The organism is uncultured Campylobacter sp. (genome assembly GCF_905372745.1).
GTDB lineage: Bacteria > Campylobacterota > Campylobacteria > Campylobacterales > Campylobacteraceae > Campylobacter_A.
Genome location: NZ_CAJPQR010000014.1, coordinates 1 through 16,985 on the forward strand (window position 1 = coordinate 1; position 16,985 = coordinate 16,985).

Annotated in this window: 12 protein-coding genes; 8 read left to right on the forward strand and 4 right to left on the reverse strand. The window is 45.8% G+C overall.

Annotated features, from left to right (window positions below; all coding sequences use genetic code 11):
* Positions 1-58 precede the first annotated feature (58 nt).
* The 6 genes from QZ157_RS05455 (at position 59) to QZ157_RS05480 (ending at position 8,710) form a co-directional block, all read left to right on the forward strand.
* Positions 59-1,459 (forward strand): aspartate ammonia-lyase, encoded by a 1,401-nt coding sequence (locus tag QZ157_RS05455; RefSeq protein ID WP_295142858.1) that lies wholly within the window; start codon positions 59-61, stop codon positions 1,457-1,459.
* Between the two features lie 81 nt (positions 1,460-1,540).
* On the forward strand, positions 1,541-3,037 hold the full coding sequence (locus QZ157_RS05460; RefSeq protein WP_295142861.1) for an anaerobic C4-dicarboxylate transporter: 1,497 nt from the start codon (positions 1,541-1,543) through the stop codon (positions 3,035-3,037).
* Between the two features lie 61 nt (positions 3,038-3,098).
* Positions 3,099-3,782, forward strand: a complete 684-nt coding sequence (locus tag QZ157_RS05465; protein ID WP_295142864.1) for an amino acid racemase — start codon at positions 3,099-3,101, stop codon at positions 3,780-3,782.
* An 84-nt stretch (positions 3,783-3,866) separates the two neighbouring features.
* The gene (locus QZ157_RS05470) at positions 3,867-4,622 is read left to right on the forward strand and encodes a hypothetical protein (protein WP_295142866.1); all 756 of its coding nucleotides are present in this window, start codon (positions 3,867-3,869) and stop codon (positions 4,620-4,622) included.
* A 306-nt stretch (positions 4,623-4,928) separates the two neighbouring features.
* Complete coding sequence (locus QZ157_RS05475) at positions 4,929-7,301, forward strand: hypothetical protein (RefSeq protein WP_295142868.1); 2,373 nt, start codon at positions 4,929-4,931, stop codon at positions 7,299-7,301.
* Positions 7,302-7,786: 485 nt separating this feature from the next.
* Positions 7,787-8,710, forward strand: coding sequence for a hypothetical protein (locus QZ157_RS05480; protein ID WP_295142870.1), 924 nt, complete (start codon positions 7,787-7,789; stop codon positions 8,708-8,710).
* 353 nt (positions 8,711-9,063) lie between these two features.
* Here the strand turns inward: QZ157_RS05480 and QZ157_RS05485 are convergent, their stop codons facing one another.
* The 4 genes from QZ157_RS05485 to alaS all read right to left on the reverse strand — a co-directional run bounded on the left by QZ157_RS05485 (position 9,064) and on the right by alaS (position 15,003).
* On the reverse strand, positions 9,064-10,989 hold the full coding sequence (locus QZ157_RS05485; RefSeq protein WP_295142873.1) for a PBP1A family penicillin-binding protein: 1,926 nt from the start codon (positions 10,987-10,989) through the stop codon (positions 9,064-9,066).
* Entirely contained in the window at positions 10,986-11,531 is a 546-nt protein-coding gene (maf, locus tag QZ157_RS05490) for a septum formation inhibitor Maf (protein ID WP_295142876.1), read from the reverse strand. The genes QZ157_RS05485 and maf overlap by 4 nt, the downstream gene beginning before the upstream one ends.
* A complete protein-coding gene (locus QZ157_RS05495) occupies positions 11,531-12,025 on the reverse strand; it encodes a 3-isopropylmalate dehydratase (protein WP_295142878.1) in 495 nt (164 codons plus the stop codon). Before QZ157_RS05495 ends, maf begins: the two co-directional genes overlap by 1 nt.
* Positions 12,026-12,453: 428 nt before the next feature.
* Complete coding sequence (alaS, locus tag QZ157_RS05500) at positions 12,454-15,003, reverse strand: alanine--tRNA ligase (RefSeq protein WP_295142880.1); 2,550 nt, start codon at positions 15,001-15,003, stop codon at positions 12,454-12,456.
* Between the two features lie 187 nt (positions 15,004-15,190).
* Here alaS and QZ157_RS05505 point away from each other — a divergent pair, with 187 nt between their 5' ends.
* Positions 15,191-16,051 carry a Gfo/Idh/MocA family oxidoreductase gene (locus QZ157_RS05505; RefSeq protein ID WP_295142882.1) on the forward strand — a complete coding sequence of 287 codons (861 nt, stop codon included), beginning with the start codon at positions 15,191-15,193 and terminating at the stop codon, positions 16,049-16,051.
* A complete protein-coding gene (gene hemH, locus QZ157_RS05510; protein WP_295142884.1) occupies positions 16,048-16,980 on the forward strand; it encodes a ferrochelatase in 933 nt (310 codons plus the stop codon). Before QZ157_RS05505 ends, hemH begins: the two co-directional genes overlap by 4 nt.
* Positions 16,981-16,985 lie beyond the last annotated feature (5 nt).

Here is a 16,985-nt window from a genome sequence, read left to right on the forward strand (position 1 = left end):
AAATCAGTTTAATTGCGCTATAGTTTCATTATTCAATTTCATCACAAGGAGAACCGATATGGGAACCAGAAGAGAACACGACTTCATAGGCGAGCTAGAGATAGCCGACGACGTATACTACGGAGTGCAAACGTTTAGAGCGCTTGAAAATTTCCACATGAGCGGACGACCGCTTAAAGATTATCCGTATTTCGTTAAGGCATTTGCTCAAATCAAAAAGGCTGCGGCCTTAGCCAACAAAGAAGTCGGAGTTCTAGACGCGCAAAAAGCCGACGCTATCGCAAAAGCGTGCGACGAGCTAATCGCGGGTAAATATTTAGATCAATTCGTAGTAGATATGATTCAAGGCGGTGCGGGAACTAGCACCAATATGAACGCAAACGAAGTTATAACAAACGTCGCGCTTGAGAGCCTAGGGCACAAAAAAGGCGAGTATCAGTATCTGCATCCAAACGACCACACAAACCTCGGCCAAAGCACCAACGACACTTATCCAAGTTCGATCAAAGTCGCTACATATGCTAAACTAACCGATCTTTTAAAGGCTATGGAGCTACTTAAAAACGAGCTAGAAGCCAAGGCAAAAGACTTTAAAGATATCATCAAAATGGGTAGAACCGAGCTAGAAGACGCCGTTCCTACGACGCTTGGCAACACGTTTAACGCATTTGCAAGCTACATCAAAAGCGATATCGAAAAAATCACCGTCGCAAGAGAGTCTATGGCCGTGCTAAATATGGGCGCAACTGCGATCGGTACTGGTATCAACTGCCATCCTGATTACAAAGCGGCTGTTCATAAAATTTTGAGCCAAATTACAGGCGTAAATTTTAAACCTGCAGATGATTTCATCGCAGCAACTCAAGACACTGCTGATTTTGTTCACGTTAGCGGCGCGCTAAAAACTGCTGCCGTTCGCCTAAGCAAGATCGCAAACGACTTAAGACTAATGAACTCAGGCCCAAGATGCGGTCTTGGCGAGATAAATTTACCTCAGATGCAGCCTGGTAGCTCAATTATGCCGGGTAAAGTAAATCCGGTCATCGCAGAGGTCGTAGGCGAGGCATGCTACGAGGTAATCGGCAACGACGTAACCATCATGCTTTGCAGCGAGAGGGGCGAATTTGAGCTAAACGCATTTGAGCCTGGCATCGCTTACGCGCTATTTAACTCTATCTTTATCCTAGAAAACGCTATGAAAACCCTAGCCGAAAAAGCCGTTAGAAAACTAACCGCAAATCCTGAGGCATGCTTAAAATCAGTGCTCGGCTCAGTCGGTATCGTAACTGCGTTTAACCCATATATCGGCTACGAAAAGTCCGCAAGCATCGCTAAAGAAGCGTTGCAAACCGGCAAAGCCGTAGGTGATATCTGCTTGGAGAGAGGCTACCTCAAAAAAGAGGAAATCGACAAAATCTTAGAGCCTAAAAATATGCTAAACCCTCATATGGGTAAATAAATTTAGGCATGCACGCGCCGAGAGAGCGATCTTTCGGCGTTTTTAAATTTATAAGTTAAATTTACTTAAAGGAGTTTTCCTATGGATATTATGCTGATTTTGCAGTTCATAGTCCTACTTGGAGGCATCTACCTAGGCGTTAAGCTGGGCGGTATGGGTATCGGTTACGCCGGTGGCGTAGGCGTTATTGTTTTGACGCTCGTCTTGGGAATGAAAACGGAGATGAAACATATCCCAACCGACGTTATTTTAATTATCGCATCGGTTATCTCTGCGATTTCCGCTATGCAAGTTGCCGGCGGCCTTGATTGGCTTGTTCAGCAAGCAGAGAAAATTTTGCGTAAAAACCCAAAGCAAATCAACTATTTAGCGCCTATCGTTACATATTTGCTTACTATTTTTGCAGGCACCGGACACACGGCATTTTCTATGATACCTGTTATCGTAGACGTTGCAAAGGGGCAAAATATAAAGCCTAGCGCGCCTCTTGCGCTTTCGGTGGTTTCGTCTCAGGTGGCCATTACCGCTAGCCCAGTAGCGGCAGCATTTGTCGCTATGACTGGCGTAATGGAAAAACTGGGTGTAAGCTATCCGATGTTACTTTTTATCTGTATTTCTACGACTTTTATAGCTATGCTGATTACTGCATTTATCGTAAATAAATTTTACGATCTAGACCTCTCAAAAGATCCTATATACCAACAAAGATTAGCCCAGGGTTTGGTTTCCGATGTCAAAGGCGAATCGGGAAATAAAGAGTTACCGCCGTATGCGAAACGTTCAGTAGCAATCTTTGCTATAGGAGTTCTTGCGGTAGTGTTCTACGCTCTTGCTATTTCTAAAAATGTCGGCATCATAAAACCAAGCTATGTCGTAGGATATGAAAAAGTCTATGAAGCTAAAGCCCCTGAAAAATTTCAGCAAATCGCTTCAATGCCCAATGTTAAAATTAGCATAGACGATGCTACGGGTGCAAAATATGTTGAAGATAAAGAAAAGCCAAGCAAGGTTTTAACTCTCGATAGAGATGGCGCTATTATGACATTTATGCTTACTATCGGATTTCTTATCGTCGTACTTTGTAAGGTGGATACTAGCAAGCTTCTTTCGACCAGTACTTTCCAAAGCGGTATGAACGCATGCATCTGCGTCCTGGGTATAGCATGGCTGGGTACCGTTTTTGTGCAAGGACACTTGGGGCAAATTACCGATATTGCAAAAAACGTCGTCGTTAAGTATCCTTTCGTACTCGCTATCGCTCTATATTTCCTAAGCTGCTTGCTATATTCGCAGGCTGCAACTACGAAGGTTATGATGCCTGCCGTTGCGGCTGCTATGGGCATGACCAGCCCTGAAAATGCACAAAATGCTTGGATATTGGTTGCTTCATTTGCCGCAGTTTCAGGACTATTCGTACTTCCTACGTATCCTACGACTTTGGGCGCTATCGCCATGGATGACACGGGTACTACTAGAGTCGGTAAATTTGTTATAAATCACAGCTTTATCGTTCCGGGAACCATCATGGTTGCACTTTCGGTTGCATTAGGGTTTGTGGTGGCTCCTATTCTTCTTTAATAGCTAGAGCTAAATTTAGCCGAGACTTCGCTCTCGGCTTTTTAAATTTAAGGACTTTTTCATGAAACGAATCGGAATTTTAGGCGGTATGGGACCACTAGCTACGATAGATCTATACGCTAAGATCGTAGAACTCACAAACGCCGCAAAAGATCAGGACAACATCCCTATCGTCATCGACAACTATCCGCAGATACCCGACCGCACGGCGTATATCCTGCATAAAGGCGAGGATCCGTTTCCTTTTATGAAAGAGTCTGCAACCAGGCTAAAAAACGCGGGCTGCGAGGCTATCTGCATAGCCTGCAATACGGCTCACTTTTTTGCCAAGCGACTAACCGATGAGTGCGGCGTAAGCATCCTGCACATCGCCAAAATCGCAACCGCATCGATAAAATCAAATTTCCCGCACGCTAAAAAGATCGCCGTCATCGCCACCACCGGCACGACTGCGGCTAAAATTTACGAAAACGAGCTGATCGCCGCAGGCCTAGAGTGCGTAAAAATCCCCGAAAATTTGATGAGCGACATCATGGACTGCATCTACAAAGGCGCAAAGGCAAACAAGCTAAAAGAGTACGTGGGTCTCTTTAACGATACTATCGCGGCTATCGAGGCTGACGCATACATTGCGGCTTGCACGGAGATACCGCTATTTTTACCATACGCGACGAAAAAAGATAAATTCGTAGACGCCACTCTCGAGCTTGCTAAAGCAGCCGTCAAATTCGGCCTAGAAAAATAATCAAATTTGCGTCTAATCGGCGCAAATTTACCCCCTCTTAAAATAAATTTTTATAAAATCCAAGCTAAATTTAAAGGATAAAAGATGAAATTTAGCGAATTTAAAAATGCAAAAACTTTAAGCCTGGCAAGCTTGCTCTGCGAGCAAAATCCGCAGCTAGCAAAGCAGATAAAGCAAAATGAATTTTTATATATTTCTTGCTTTGAGGATAAAATTTTAGGCACTGAAAATCTCGTTCGCTGCGAGATCGGCTCGGCTAGCTACGTGCTGGCTTTGCTTTGTAAATACTCGCTTGACGCGTCTAAATTTGACGAGCAAACGCACGAATATTTTGAGGGGCTTGACGAAGGATACCTAAGCGGCGAGTGCAACGTCGGCGAGGAGGAGTTTGAGCAGATCGCGGAGTTTTTAGAGGGGTGCGAAAATATCGTGATCGATAGCTCGTTTTTAGCCCATGCGGATGCGAAAAATATATTCGAGTTTTTGCAAATGCTCGGCAAAAACGTCGTTTTGGCCGACGGCGAGCAGGGCGAGTTTAAAACGGACGGCGAGCTAGCGCCACTAAAAGAGCCCGAGAGTTTTGACGGTAGCGTCGTGTTTTTTATGGATGAGGCGGACGGGTCAAATTTGAGCGGCGAGGTAAAAGAGCTAATCGGCTCGGCGTCGTTTGCTGCGGCCGCAAAGGTAAAAGACGGCGATATAGCAAGCGTGCAGGCTGAGGGCGTAGAGGCGAAGGTCAAATTTAAGCTAGAGCCGCAGATGAAGGGCACGGTTGCGCTTTGCAGGGCGAAATTTAGCGGATACGCGTTTAAGCTTGTTAAGATCTCAAAAGAGGCGTAGCGGCAAGCGGTTAAATTTTATATTAGATTTATCCGCCAAGGCGGTCAAATTTTATAAATTTAATCCTAAAAACTCGGCTTTGTAACGTCAAATTTGACGCAGCGGGCGGAGCTTTTTGGCATGAGGCGGGCAAATTTACCCGCAACCGCGCTACTTGAAAATCCAAATTTCTTGCTATAGCAAAGTTAAATTTAGGCTAAATAAAATTTTATCCAAACGCGCTAAATTTAATAAAAAAATAGCCTTTGAAGCGCGTAATATTCGCTTTTATAGCGCTTTTTAAACGAAAAAGGGTATAATGGTCGCATGAGAAAATATTTTTTGCTTTTTTTACCGATTTTGGCGTTTTCTTTTAGTCTGAGCGTAAATTCGGGCGCAGAGGACGGCAGGCCATACACAGTGATAAACATCAGCGACGAGAAGGAATTCGTCTGCAAAGAGGAGATGCTCGCCTACGACCGCAAGCTGTATTTTTGCGACGTCGCTAACGGCGCACTGCCGAAAGTCGACGATAAAATTTTAGCCCTGGCTGAAGTTAGATTTCGCGAGGAAAAGGGCGGTATGCGCGTCTATGTCGTACCGCGCGCGAGCTCTCGCTTGATCTCGTCTAGCGAGCCTCTTTACGGCGCATCCGCAGTGCCATTTAGCAAAAACGGCGGCGCAGCCAAACGCCACGCTATCGTGGTAGATCAAAATTTGAGCGAATTTAAAAAACAAACAAACGCGGGGATAAATTTCGCTCCGATATTTGAGCAGATGACCGCGCCTAGCGTCGGACCGCTCGATCTAAACAAAGCCCCGATAGAAAGCGGCGATAGCAACGATATAAACATGTACCTAGATGTGAAAAAAAGCTACGACGCCAAGCGCTACGACGATACGATAGCCACGACCCAGACAGCGCTAAGGCGCTACCCAAATAGTATCTTTGCCAGCGAGTTTTTGCTATACAGACTGCGCGCTTTGGATAAAATTTTAGACTCACAAAATAGCTTCGAGGGGCTCGGCGCGGCGGACGTCGCGAGCGAAGGGCGCGCGTGGATGAGGCGGTTCGTGTCGGACGAAAACTACCCAGAGGTACTCTATCTAGTGACCAAAGCCTACCTCAGGCAGGAGCTCGTTAGCGACGCGAACTACACGCTAGATATCCTCATGAACGAGCATCCAAACTCAAATTTTACCAAGCTAGCCGTTCTTGAGTTTGCCGACAGGCTCTACGCCTCCGGTAGGCAGGACGAGGCCGTGAGGATGTACGAGGACGTGCTGTACTCGGCGCAGACGCTAGACGTAGCTAGCCGCGCGGCTCTTAGCCTCGTGCAAGGTAGCATCGACAAGGCGAAATTTGATCGCGCCAAGGACTTTATGCTTAAGATTTTAAACAGAAATCAAGAGTACCTACTAAACGACGCATCTAAGCTAATGACGCTGGCGGGGGTATTTCACGAGAAAAATATGGACGATATCGCCGCGAGAATTTATGAAATTTTACTCGCTAGATTAGACAAAAACGACGATGACTACGAAACCGTGCTAAAAAATCTAGGCATCGCTCTAACAGGTACGCCAGACACGCAAAAAGCATACGAATACCTAAAAAGATACCAAAGCGAGTTTGCCGACGGGCAGTATACCGCCGCCGTGCAAAATGCGCTAGATAAGCTATTTTTTGCAAGAAACGACGAGAGTAACGCGACAAAGCTACACGAGCATTACGATGCGCTTATAGATAAATACGGCAAAACGGACGTCGGCGCCAAGGCGCTAAAAGAGCAGGTTGCGCTCTATCTAAAAGAGCGTAAATTTGACTCCGTCCTGCGCTATACCCAGGCCGTACGCGACCTAAACGATACGGACGCAAGCGCCGTTTTAGCTCAGGCTGCGCTAAATTTGGCGGATGAAGCCATTCGCCAAAACGACTGCGCTACGGCGGTAAATTTGACCGAAAACTACGGCGTAGGCGAGAAAATCGGGGCTAAATTTAAACTATTTGACTGCTATATGCGTCTGTCGCGCTTCGCCGCCGCGCACGAGCTAGCCTCGCAAAATATCCTTGCGCCCGACATGCTCGACCGCGTGGAGTGGCTCATTAAACTAGCCTCCGTTTTGATAAAGACTGAGAAATATAACGATGCCTTGCGCGTGGCCGACGAGGCGCTGGCTATCGCGTCTAGGCAGGAGTACGCCGACGTTTCGCCCGTGCTTTTTTATAGATTTGAGGCGCTGATGGGGCTAGGTAGGCTCACCGACGCCGCCGCGACGATAACGGCCGTCGAGACGCTACGCAAAAACGACTTTAAGGTCATCGAGCTCTACGACCGCATGGCTGAGGCGACGTACGGCGCGAACGACTTTTTAAACGCGTCGGTTTACGCCAAAAAGGCGATCGATCTGCAAAAACGCCTACATATAGCCACCTTTAGCCCGAAAATAGACTTTGAGTACATCGGCTCGCTAAGCAAGCTAGATAGACTAGGCGAGGCTTTACAAGCCGCGCAGGAGCTCGTAGATACGCGCCTAGATCCCGAAAACAGGCTGCGCGCGCTAGCTCAGATCTCGGAAATCTACATCAAACTAAAACGCGAAAGCGAAGCAAAGCCGTATCTACAGGAGTGCGTCGGCTCAAATTTGCAAAGCTCGTGGAAGGCTATCTGCGCAGAGCAGATGAAGCTCGTGGAGTAATTTATCCTTTTGCTTTTTAAACCCAGCTCAAATTTAGCGGGGAAGCTCGGGTTAAATTTGAGTTTGATCGCCGTGTACTTTTGAGTCTAGGCTCGTGCGGGACGCGGCGCTATCTTTTTATCCGCAGATATTTTACGGCAAACGAGTTAAATTTAAGGCTGTTTGACGTTAAATTTTACTCTCCTTACCTTTGCCTGATTAAATTTGCTAAGCGGCGGCAAATCTAAAAAATAAAAATGCGGTTACGCCTTTGTAGCCAAATTTTAGCCCGAATTTGGGCGCTTTACTGGGTTAAATTTTTAAAATGACTGGCTGTGAATGCAAAATTTCAAGCTAAAATGAAAGAGCCGGACGAGAAATTTGCCGCTATCCCCGATGACGCAAAAAGGCGGTATGATAGGCATAGGTTTATCAGGCGGGCGATTATGACGTACCGGTCGTAGGCGTTTGTCGTTTCTTATCTTTTTTATATCCTGGCGTCGTATATGGAGTCGTTTTTTATAAGCAACGGCATAGAATTGCCGCCTGAAATTTTTAGCTATATCTGGGACGCTGTGAAGATAGTTGTGCCTATTTGCGCCACCATTTATGTTTTAAGGCGAAGTAAAACCAAGCGATACAGCTATCTTTTCGTGAGAGATCAGCGCGCTAGCTTTCTGGCCTTTAGGATAGAAAATTTTGCAAGTATAGTTTTGATTTTATATCCGATTTTGCTTATTTTGGGGTCATTTTTCGCAAGGGGCGGCGAATACGGCGTTTATGCGTTTTTATACGGCCTTGTCGCGGCTCCGATTTGCTTGCTTGTTTTTGCCGTATGCTACTCTTTGAACATAAGCTCATATGAGCCCGCACCCGAGGGGGCAGATCTGCGCAGGGAGTCCGGCTTAGCGGCTCAAAGCGCAAAATCAGCAGAGGAAAGACTCTGCGAGCTAAACGACCTGGATGCGGAATTTGATCAAATACCTTGGGATCTAAAAAATCGTTACGACGCGCATAGGCTTATTAGGCGCGCTATCACGGCATTTATCTTGTTTGCGCTTACGGTCTCCTATTTTGCAAATTTTTTAGGCAACGTTTTATACGGGCTCGTTTCTCTTGCCGCGATACTGATTTTGCCGTATATTTTTACGAAAATTTACCTAAAAAGCTATCCTACGAAAAAATACAGCAGATTTTTTATAAAAAATCAGCGACTTTGCTTGGCGATTTTTACGGTTGAAAATTTAGCCAGCATTGCTTTGATCTTGTATCCGATTGCGCTCATAGTAGCGGCTCTAATCGCTAGAAATAACGAAAAGACGGTGGGCTTGCTTTTGGGCGGCTCAAACGTATTATCGGCTTGCCTTATTATTTTTACGGCGTGCTATCTGTTTAACCGAAGTACGTATATCCCAAAGGACGAGACGTAATTTAAAATTTGAGCGACTCTTGACGCGATTTTTGTTCGGCGCGATACGGCTGTAAATTTGGACGGATTTGTAAATTTAGCTCGTTTAAATTTGACTTCAAATTTTATTGCGTCTTTGATTTTGGATTTGCAGGCAAGCTTAAATTTGACGAGAGTAGAATCAACAAGCAAATTTAAAAGCGCTTTTAAAATTAGATTTTAACCGCGCGAGATCAAATTTGACCGTAAAGTCCGAGCATAAATTTGAAAGCAAGAGTAAAAAGCGGATTAGCAAGTAGGTTTAAATTTGACGAAGCGGCGGCTAAATTTAAGCGGTAAATCGCTCAAATTTAGCTGGCCTTTTTGGGTCAAATTTTAAAAAATCAGCCCCTCGTCGTCTTGTTTTATTAGCATATCCTGGGCGTCGGGTTTAGGCACGGGCGAGATCTTCGTATAGATCTCCGCTAAGCCCTCGTGCGCGGTATGAAAGACGCCTTCAGGCTCGATGAAGGTTTTTTGTTTTAGCGGGTACTCCTTCATATAGCTTTCCATAAATTTCTTAAACACCGGAGCCGCCGTGCGTCCGCCGCCCTCGACCTTTCTCATCGGCGTATTATCGTCGTTGCCGTACCATACTAGTACCTCGACCTCGGGCGTAAATCCGCAAAACCACGCATCGACGTTATTATTCGTCGTGCCCGTTTTGCCTGCTACCTGCACGCCGTTTAGCCTGGCGCTTTGTCCCGTGCCGCGCTCTACTACCGTCCTCATCATATCAGTCATCAGATATGCCTGCTCGGGTTCCGTAACAAATATCCGCGCAGGCTCGAAAACCGCTTCTAAATTTTGATAATTTATAATGCGTTTTATGAGGCTTGGCTCTACGATCTCGCCGCCGTTTGGAAACATCGAGTAAAATTTAGCAAACTCTAACGGCGAGATACCAAAGCTGCCAAGTGCGATGGATAGGTTTTTAGGTATGTTTTTAAAGCCCATCTCGGTTAGCTTTTTATAAGCCGTATCAAGCCCGATCTCGTCGAGTAAATTTATCGTGGCGAGGTTACGCGACTGACGCAAGGCCTCGCGCAGCGTGATATAGCCCTGGAAGCCGCCACTATAGTTTTTCGGGCGCCACTCGTACTGGCTGCCTTCGTTAAAGACCCTTGATATATCAGCAGCCTTGCTCATCGGCGAGTAGCCCATGTCTAGGGCGATCTGGTAGATAAAGGGCTTAAAGCTAGATCCCGGTTGGCGCATACTCTGCGTGGCGCGGTTGTAGCTGCTTTTGGAGTAGTCTACGCCGCCTACTAGCGCGAGGATCTCGCCCGTTTTAGGTAGCGTAACGACGATAGCGCCGTTTAGGATACTGGCGTTTGCGTCTTTGTTGCGTTTTAGTATCTCGTTGTAGCCGTATTTTAGCGCCTCGGACGCCATATCTTGCACCTTTAAATCAACGCTGGTTTCGATGACGTAGCCGCCGGTTTTTATGTCCTCAAAGCGCTTTGAGGCCTCTTTTAGCACCTCGTCTACGATATACGGGGCTTTGTTTTGCGTGAGAGTGTCGTCAAAAACTACTGGCTGCTCGACTAGCGCGGCTTTGTACTCGGCGTCGCTGATCCAGCCTAACGCGTTCATCCTTGCTATGACGTTGTTTGCGCGGCTAAGCGATAGATCTAGGTGGCGGGTTGGATCGTAGGTGCTAGGCGCTTTTGGTAAGCCCACTAGGATAGCGATCTCTTTTAACGTGAGTTCGTCAAGCTCCTTTCTAAAGTATCCTTTTGCCGCGGTTTTTATGCCGTGATAGCCGTGTCCTAGATAGACGTGATTTAGATAACGCTCTAAAATTTGCTCTTTGGTTAGCTCGTTTTCCAGTTTCATCGAGATGATCATCTCTTTTAGCTTACGAGTTAGCTTTTTTTCTCTGGTTAATACCATGTTTTTAACTAACTGCTGCGTTAGCGTGCTAGCGCCCTCGACTAGTTTGCCCGCCTTTATGTCCTTAACGATAGCTCGCGTGATGGCCTCGGGGTTTACGCCGCCGTGTTCAAAAAAACTCGTATCCTCGATCGCCACGAGCGCCTCTATGACGCGCGGCGGGATGTCCTCGTATTTGACGTAGATCCTGTTTTCGTCAAAGATATTTGCGATGAGTTCGCCGTTTCTATCATAAATTTGAGTCGTGAGCTTTGGCTTAAAATCAATAATATTTGACGCATCAAAGGTAACTTGCGAGTAGAGATACGCAAACGCCGCGCTCAGCGAAACAAAGATAATAAACAAAATAGAAGCTAGAATTCTCATAAAAACGCCTTTAAAATTTTCACGTTTAGCCCCATTGCGGTGCTAGTTTCGCCGTTTTGGCTTAGGATGTATTTTTTGTTGAAATTTTCTATCGTCATGGCTCCTGCCTTGCCCCGCCAAAGATCGCCAGATAGGTAGTTTTGTAGGTCGGCTTCGTCAAATTTGGCAAATTTATACTCGGCAAAGCTTACGTTAGAAAGTTCGAATTTCTCGCCTAAAAATATCATTGCGGTTACGATCCTAGCGGTATTTTCGCTTTGCATTTTTAGCATTTTAAAAGCTTCTTTTTCGTCCTTTGCTTTGCCTAAAATTTTACCGTCGCATACGACGACGCTATCGGCGAAAACGACGTTTTTTACGCCGCTATTTGCCTTTAAAAACTGCTCTTTTTTTGCCGCGACTATCTTTTGGACGTAAATGTGCGGCGGTAAATTTTTATCTACGCCGCCCTCGTCGTAGTTAAAGAAAATTTGCTCGAAATTTATTCCGCTTTGCTTTAAAATTTTCGCCCGCGTTTGCGAACTTGAGGCCAAAAAAATCATCAAAACTCCCTATATGCTATGCCAAGATACGTCGCTAGTAGCGCAAATGCGACGTTTAGCGGGATGAAATAATAAATCGTAACGATGAGATTCTCGTGAAGCTCGACGTATTCGCTATTTTTAAATGCTTTTACGGCCTTGTTTAGACGGTAAGTAACATAAATTATATTTAGAAGCAAAAAGCCGTAAAGAGCCCATTTTGTCGTTAAAACCGTGTCTAGCATAGGGTCGGCGGTTTTTGCCGCGCTTTCCTTAGCCAGCATCGGACCTGTCGCGCCTATGATTAAAATCGATCCGTAAACCGCGTATCCTAGGCGTTTCATCATCGAGATTATCGTCTCGTAGCTCTGCGCGTCGTTGCCTAAATTCTTCATAAAAAATTTAGCCATTAGTAAAAAATTCGCCTGAAATCCGATAAAAACGATAACGGCAAGGATATGGACGAAAGGTAAGGCGTTGTCGATTCTTGCAAAAGCTATATTAAATTCAGGCATTTGCCCCCTTTGATTTTAAAATTTGTTCGTTTAATTTACCCTTGCCGGCGCCAAAATTTAACGACTTAACGTACGGATAAATTTTTTTGGCTCGCTTTAAAAGTTATTAACTTCGCACATCTTTGCTTTAAATTTAAGCCTAGAAACCAAACAAATTCGGTTTTTAATTTATCCGCTTTGAAACTCGCTTTAAGCCCCTTGAGATCAAATTTAGCCGGATTTTGGATTAAATTTTACGGCTATTTTTGAGCCTATTTTTAAATTTTAATTTAATAAAATTGATGCTACAAACCAGCCCATTAAATTTTCCGGCTTGCGACTATTTTAATCTAGCCTAGTTAAAGGCAGCTCAAATTTGTTTTAAATTTCACGTCGTAAAACCGCGGTCAAATTTAAACTATTTTCTTAAATTTGACCTACGCGATGTTTTATTTTTCAAGCTTCGTTTTAGCAAACTCTAATGCCTGCCTAACCGCATCCTCGATGGCTAGTACGTTTTTACCGCCTGCGGTGGCGAAATCATCCTTGCCGCCGCCGTTTCCGCCTAAAATTTGCGCCGTAAATTTGACCCACTCGCCGGCTTTCAACGGCGCATTTTTCACGCCGGCAGCCAGAGCGATTTTGCCCTCTTCATTTACTTGCACGAGCAGGATCGCCGCCTTTTCGTTCTCGTTTTTAAACTCGTCTATCGTGGCTTTTATGTCGCCGCTGTCAATCACCGCGACGCAAAGCTTTGCCTCGTTTACGTTCACCACGGCCAGCGCATGCGCGTCTTTTGCCTGTTTGGTTTTATCTTTTAGGCTTTTTATCTCGGCTTTTAGTTTTTTTACGGCATTCATAGGCTCGGCGCTTTTTAGCTCGGTTTTTAGCTCTTCGATCTCGCCGCGCCAGGCTTTTGCTAGATTTAGCGCGGCCTTAGAGCATACGGCCTCGATCCTGCGCACGCCCGCGCTCACGCCGCCTTCTTTAGTGATGAAAAATGCACCGATCTGGCTTAAATTTGCCACGTGCGTACCGCCGCAAAGCTCCTTGCTAACATCGCCGAAGCTTAGCACGCGCACCTTGTCGGCGTATTTCTCGCCAAATAGCGCTATCGCGCCGCTGTTTTTGGCGTCCTCGACGTCCATTATCTCCGTTTTTGCCGCGATACTTTCGGCGATTGCGCTATTGACAAAATTTTCGATCTTCGTTAGCTCCTCCGCCGTCACTGCCTTTGGATGAGAGAAGTCAAATCTGAGTCTGTTTGCTTCTACGCTAGATCCGGCCTGCGCGATGTGCGTTCCTAGCACGCTTCTAAGCGCAGAGTGGAGTAGGTGCGTGGCGCTGTGGTGGCGCGCGATCTCGGCTCTTTGCTCGCTTACTTTTAGCTTCACGGCGTCGCCGACTTTAAGCTCTTTTTTAACTGCAACGTTTGATAAATTTAGCCCGAAAAACTTCTGCGTATCTAGTACGTCGGCTGTGCCCACGACCACGCCGCTATCGCCTGCTTGGCCGCCGCTTTGCGCGTAAAAAGGCGTCACGTCAAACATCGCCCAGCCTTGCTCGCCCGCTTTTAAAATTTGAGTTTGCTTAAAGTCTTCGTCAAGTAGCGCTAAAACCTTGCTCGTGCGCTCAAGTTCCTCGTAGCCGCTAAATTTATTTTCGCCGAATTTCTCTAAAAGCGCCTTAAAATCGCCCTTTGCGCTCTTGTCGCCGCTGCCTTTCCAAGCAGCCTTAGCGCGCGCTTTTTGCTCGCTCATTAGCTCGTCAAATTTAGCTTCATCGACTTTGAGCCCCTTTTCGCGTAGCATGTCGGCGGTAAGATCTAGCGGGAAGCCGAACGTATCGTAAAGCTTAAACGCAGCCTCGCCGCTAAAAATATCTTTCGTGCGCGCTAGCTCGCTCTCAAAAAGCTCTAGTCCGCTCGCTATCGTGGCCAAAAATCTCTCTTCTTCGAGCCTGATTTGCTCTTTTACCGCCGCTTTTTTCTCGTTTAGGTAGGCATAGTGGCCGCCCATTAGCTCGCAGACTTTATCGACGAGGCGGTACATAAATGGCTCTTTTATACCTAGTAGATATCCGTGTCTGATCGCGCGGCGAAGGATACGGCGAAGCACGTAGCCGCGGCCCTCTTTGTCAAATGTAGTACCTTGTGCTAGCAGGAAAGTCACCGAGCGGATGTGATCGCTGATGACGCGGTAGCTAGCGCCGCTCTCATAGGCGTAAGGTTTACCGCAAAGCTTTGCGACTTCCTCGATAAGAGGCATAAAAAGCGAGCTATCGTAGTTGCTAAATTTGCCTTCCATTATCGCCGTGACGCGCTCAAGCCCCATGCCCGTGTCGATGCTTGGTTTTGGTAGCGGGGTTAGCTTGCCGTCGCTGCTGCGCTCGTACTGCATGAAAACCAGGTTCCAAATTTCAAGGAATCTATCTCCGTCGCCGCCCATGTAGTCCTCAGGCGTGTTAAAGTGCTCGCCGCCTTGGTCATAAAAGATCTCCGAGCACGGTCCGCATGGCCCCGTATCGCCCATCTGCCAGAAGTTATCGTGATCGCCGAATCTATAAATGCGCTCCTTTGCTATGTGCTGCTCCCATAGCGCAAACGCCTCGTCGTCGCTCTCGTGGACAGTCACGTAGAGGCGGTCTTTTGGTAGTTTTAGCACCTGCGTGACGAACTCCCACGCATACGCGATCGCGTCTTTTTTGAAGTACTCGCCGAAGCTAAAATTTCCCAGCATCTCAAAAAACGTGTGGTGGCGCGCGGTGTAGCCGACGTTGTCTAGGTCGTTGTGCTTGCCGCCTGCGCGGATGCAGGTTTGACAGCTCGTGCGTATGGGCGGGGTAGGGCGCGGTACTTCGCCGGTGAAAATACTCTTAAACGGCACCATGCCGGCATTTGTAAAAAGTAGCGTAGCGTCGTTTGGCACTAGCGGCGCGGACGGGATGATCTCATGACCCTTGCTTGCAAAAAAATTTAAATAAGCCTCTCTAATATCCATCGTTTTTCCTGATTTAAAGTTTTAAAATAGGGCTGATTTTAGCATAAATTTGATAAAACTTGTTTGAGGTTAAACAATAAAAAACGGTTTTAAAAAAGACTAAAAAATCTAAAAATAGGGCGCATTATCCGTTTAATTACCATTTTTTACTATAATTACTTCAAAAACAATAAAATTCGGGATTAATATGAAGAAAAAAGTTGCGATCATAGGCTTTACGGGCAACGCCAAAATTTATTACAATGAGCTGCGTCGCTCGGAAAATTTCGAGCTGGTTGGAATATTTGACGGAGTGCAAAATCACGAAATTTGCACACGCATACCGTTTTATAACAACATAAACGATCTTTTAAGCTCCGTTAAAATCGACGCCATAATCGTCACCGACACGCACAAGCACTTAAATTTAATACCAAAATGCCTAAATTTTATAAAATTTATCATGCTTGATCCGTGGCTTTGCAAATCAGGCGAGATAAGAGAATTAAAATACTGCTTTAAGCCCCAAAATATCGGCGCTTACGTAGCTTTTACGGATAGGTTTAATCCCGTGATAGCCTCTATAAAAAAGGAGCTGGCTAAAGAAAGGGAAATTTTCTCGCTAAATATCTCGCGCGGGTTTAACAAAGGCGTAAATTTACAGCTGGAAATTTTACAAAACGTCGATTTAGCAAGGTTTGTAACGGGTAGCGAAGTGGTGTTTGGTAACAAAATCTCTATCCAAAACGACGATAAAAGAAGCGAAACCGATGCGCTTTTTCAGCTTAAATTTAAAAATCAAACCTTAGCCAGTATTCACAACTCAAAGCGATTTAAAGCCGAGCGATTTACGATCGAATTTGCTGCGAGCGGAGGCGTGTATTTTGGCGATATGTCGGGTCTAAAGTTAAACAAATATACGCTTGAGGGGCAGCAAAATTTGAAAGTTTACGGCGACGTTTCGCCGGCTAAAGCATTGTTTGCAGAGTTTTACCAGGCTTGTTGCGGCGCAAAAAGCAATCTAAGCACGCTTGAAGACGCGCTAAAGGCTCAGGAGATTTGCGAATGAGACTTATTTTGCTACTAAATATGGGCGGGCCAAACGACCTTAGCGAGGTTGAAGTCTTTTTAAAAAATATGTTTAACGACCCCTGTATTTTGGGGATAAAAAGCCAGCTCTTGCGTAAATTTGTCGCATTTGCGATAACAAAATCGCGCCTAAAAACCGCGCAAAATAACTACCGCCAAATCGGCGGCAAGTCGCCTATCTGCGAGCTTACGGCTAGGCTTTGCGGTAAAATTTCGCATTTTTTAGAGGACGACGAGACGGCGGCATTTGCGATGAATTATACGCCGCCTTTTACAAAGGATGTTTTGGCCGAGTTTGCGCAGGCCTCGGAGATCGTCGTTTTTCCGCTATACCCGCATCACTCTATCACCACCGTGACGTCAAGCCTAAACGACTTTAATAAGGCGTGCCGCGAGCTAAATTTACAAGCAAAAATAAAAATCGTCGAGCCGTTTTTTGCGGATGATAGATATAACGAAATCATCGCAGACTGCATCGAAAAAAGTGCGCGTAATCTAAATACGGACGATATAACGCTAGTATTTTCGGCGCACTCTTTGCCGCAAAAAATCATTGATGCGGGCGATGTTTACGAGGAGCACGTCAAGCGGCACGTTCAAATTTTAACCGAAATTTTGGAGAAGCGAGGGGTTAAATTTAAGCAAACGATGCTGGCGTATCAGTCAAGACTAGGTCCCGTAAAATGGCTCGAACCCTCTCTAAATCAGGTCTTAGCCGAGCTAAAAGATAAAAAAGCGCTCATCTATCCGATCTCGTTTTGTATCGACAACTCCGAGACCGTTTTTGAGCTATCAAAGGAATTTAAGCATATTGCAGACGAGCTAAAATTTGATTTTTACGATGTCGCGGCCTGCCCAAACGACGATGATAAATTTGCTAGATTTATCGCAGATAAAGCTAAGGAATAAAATTT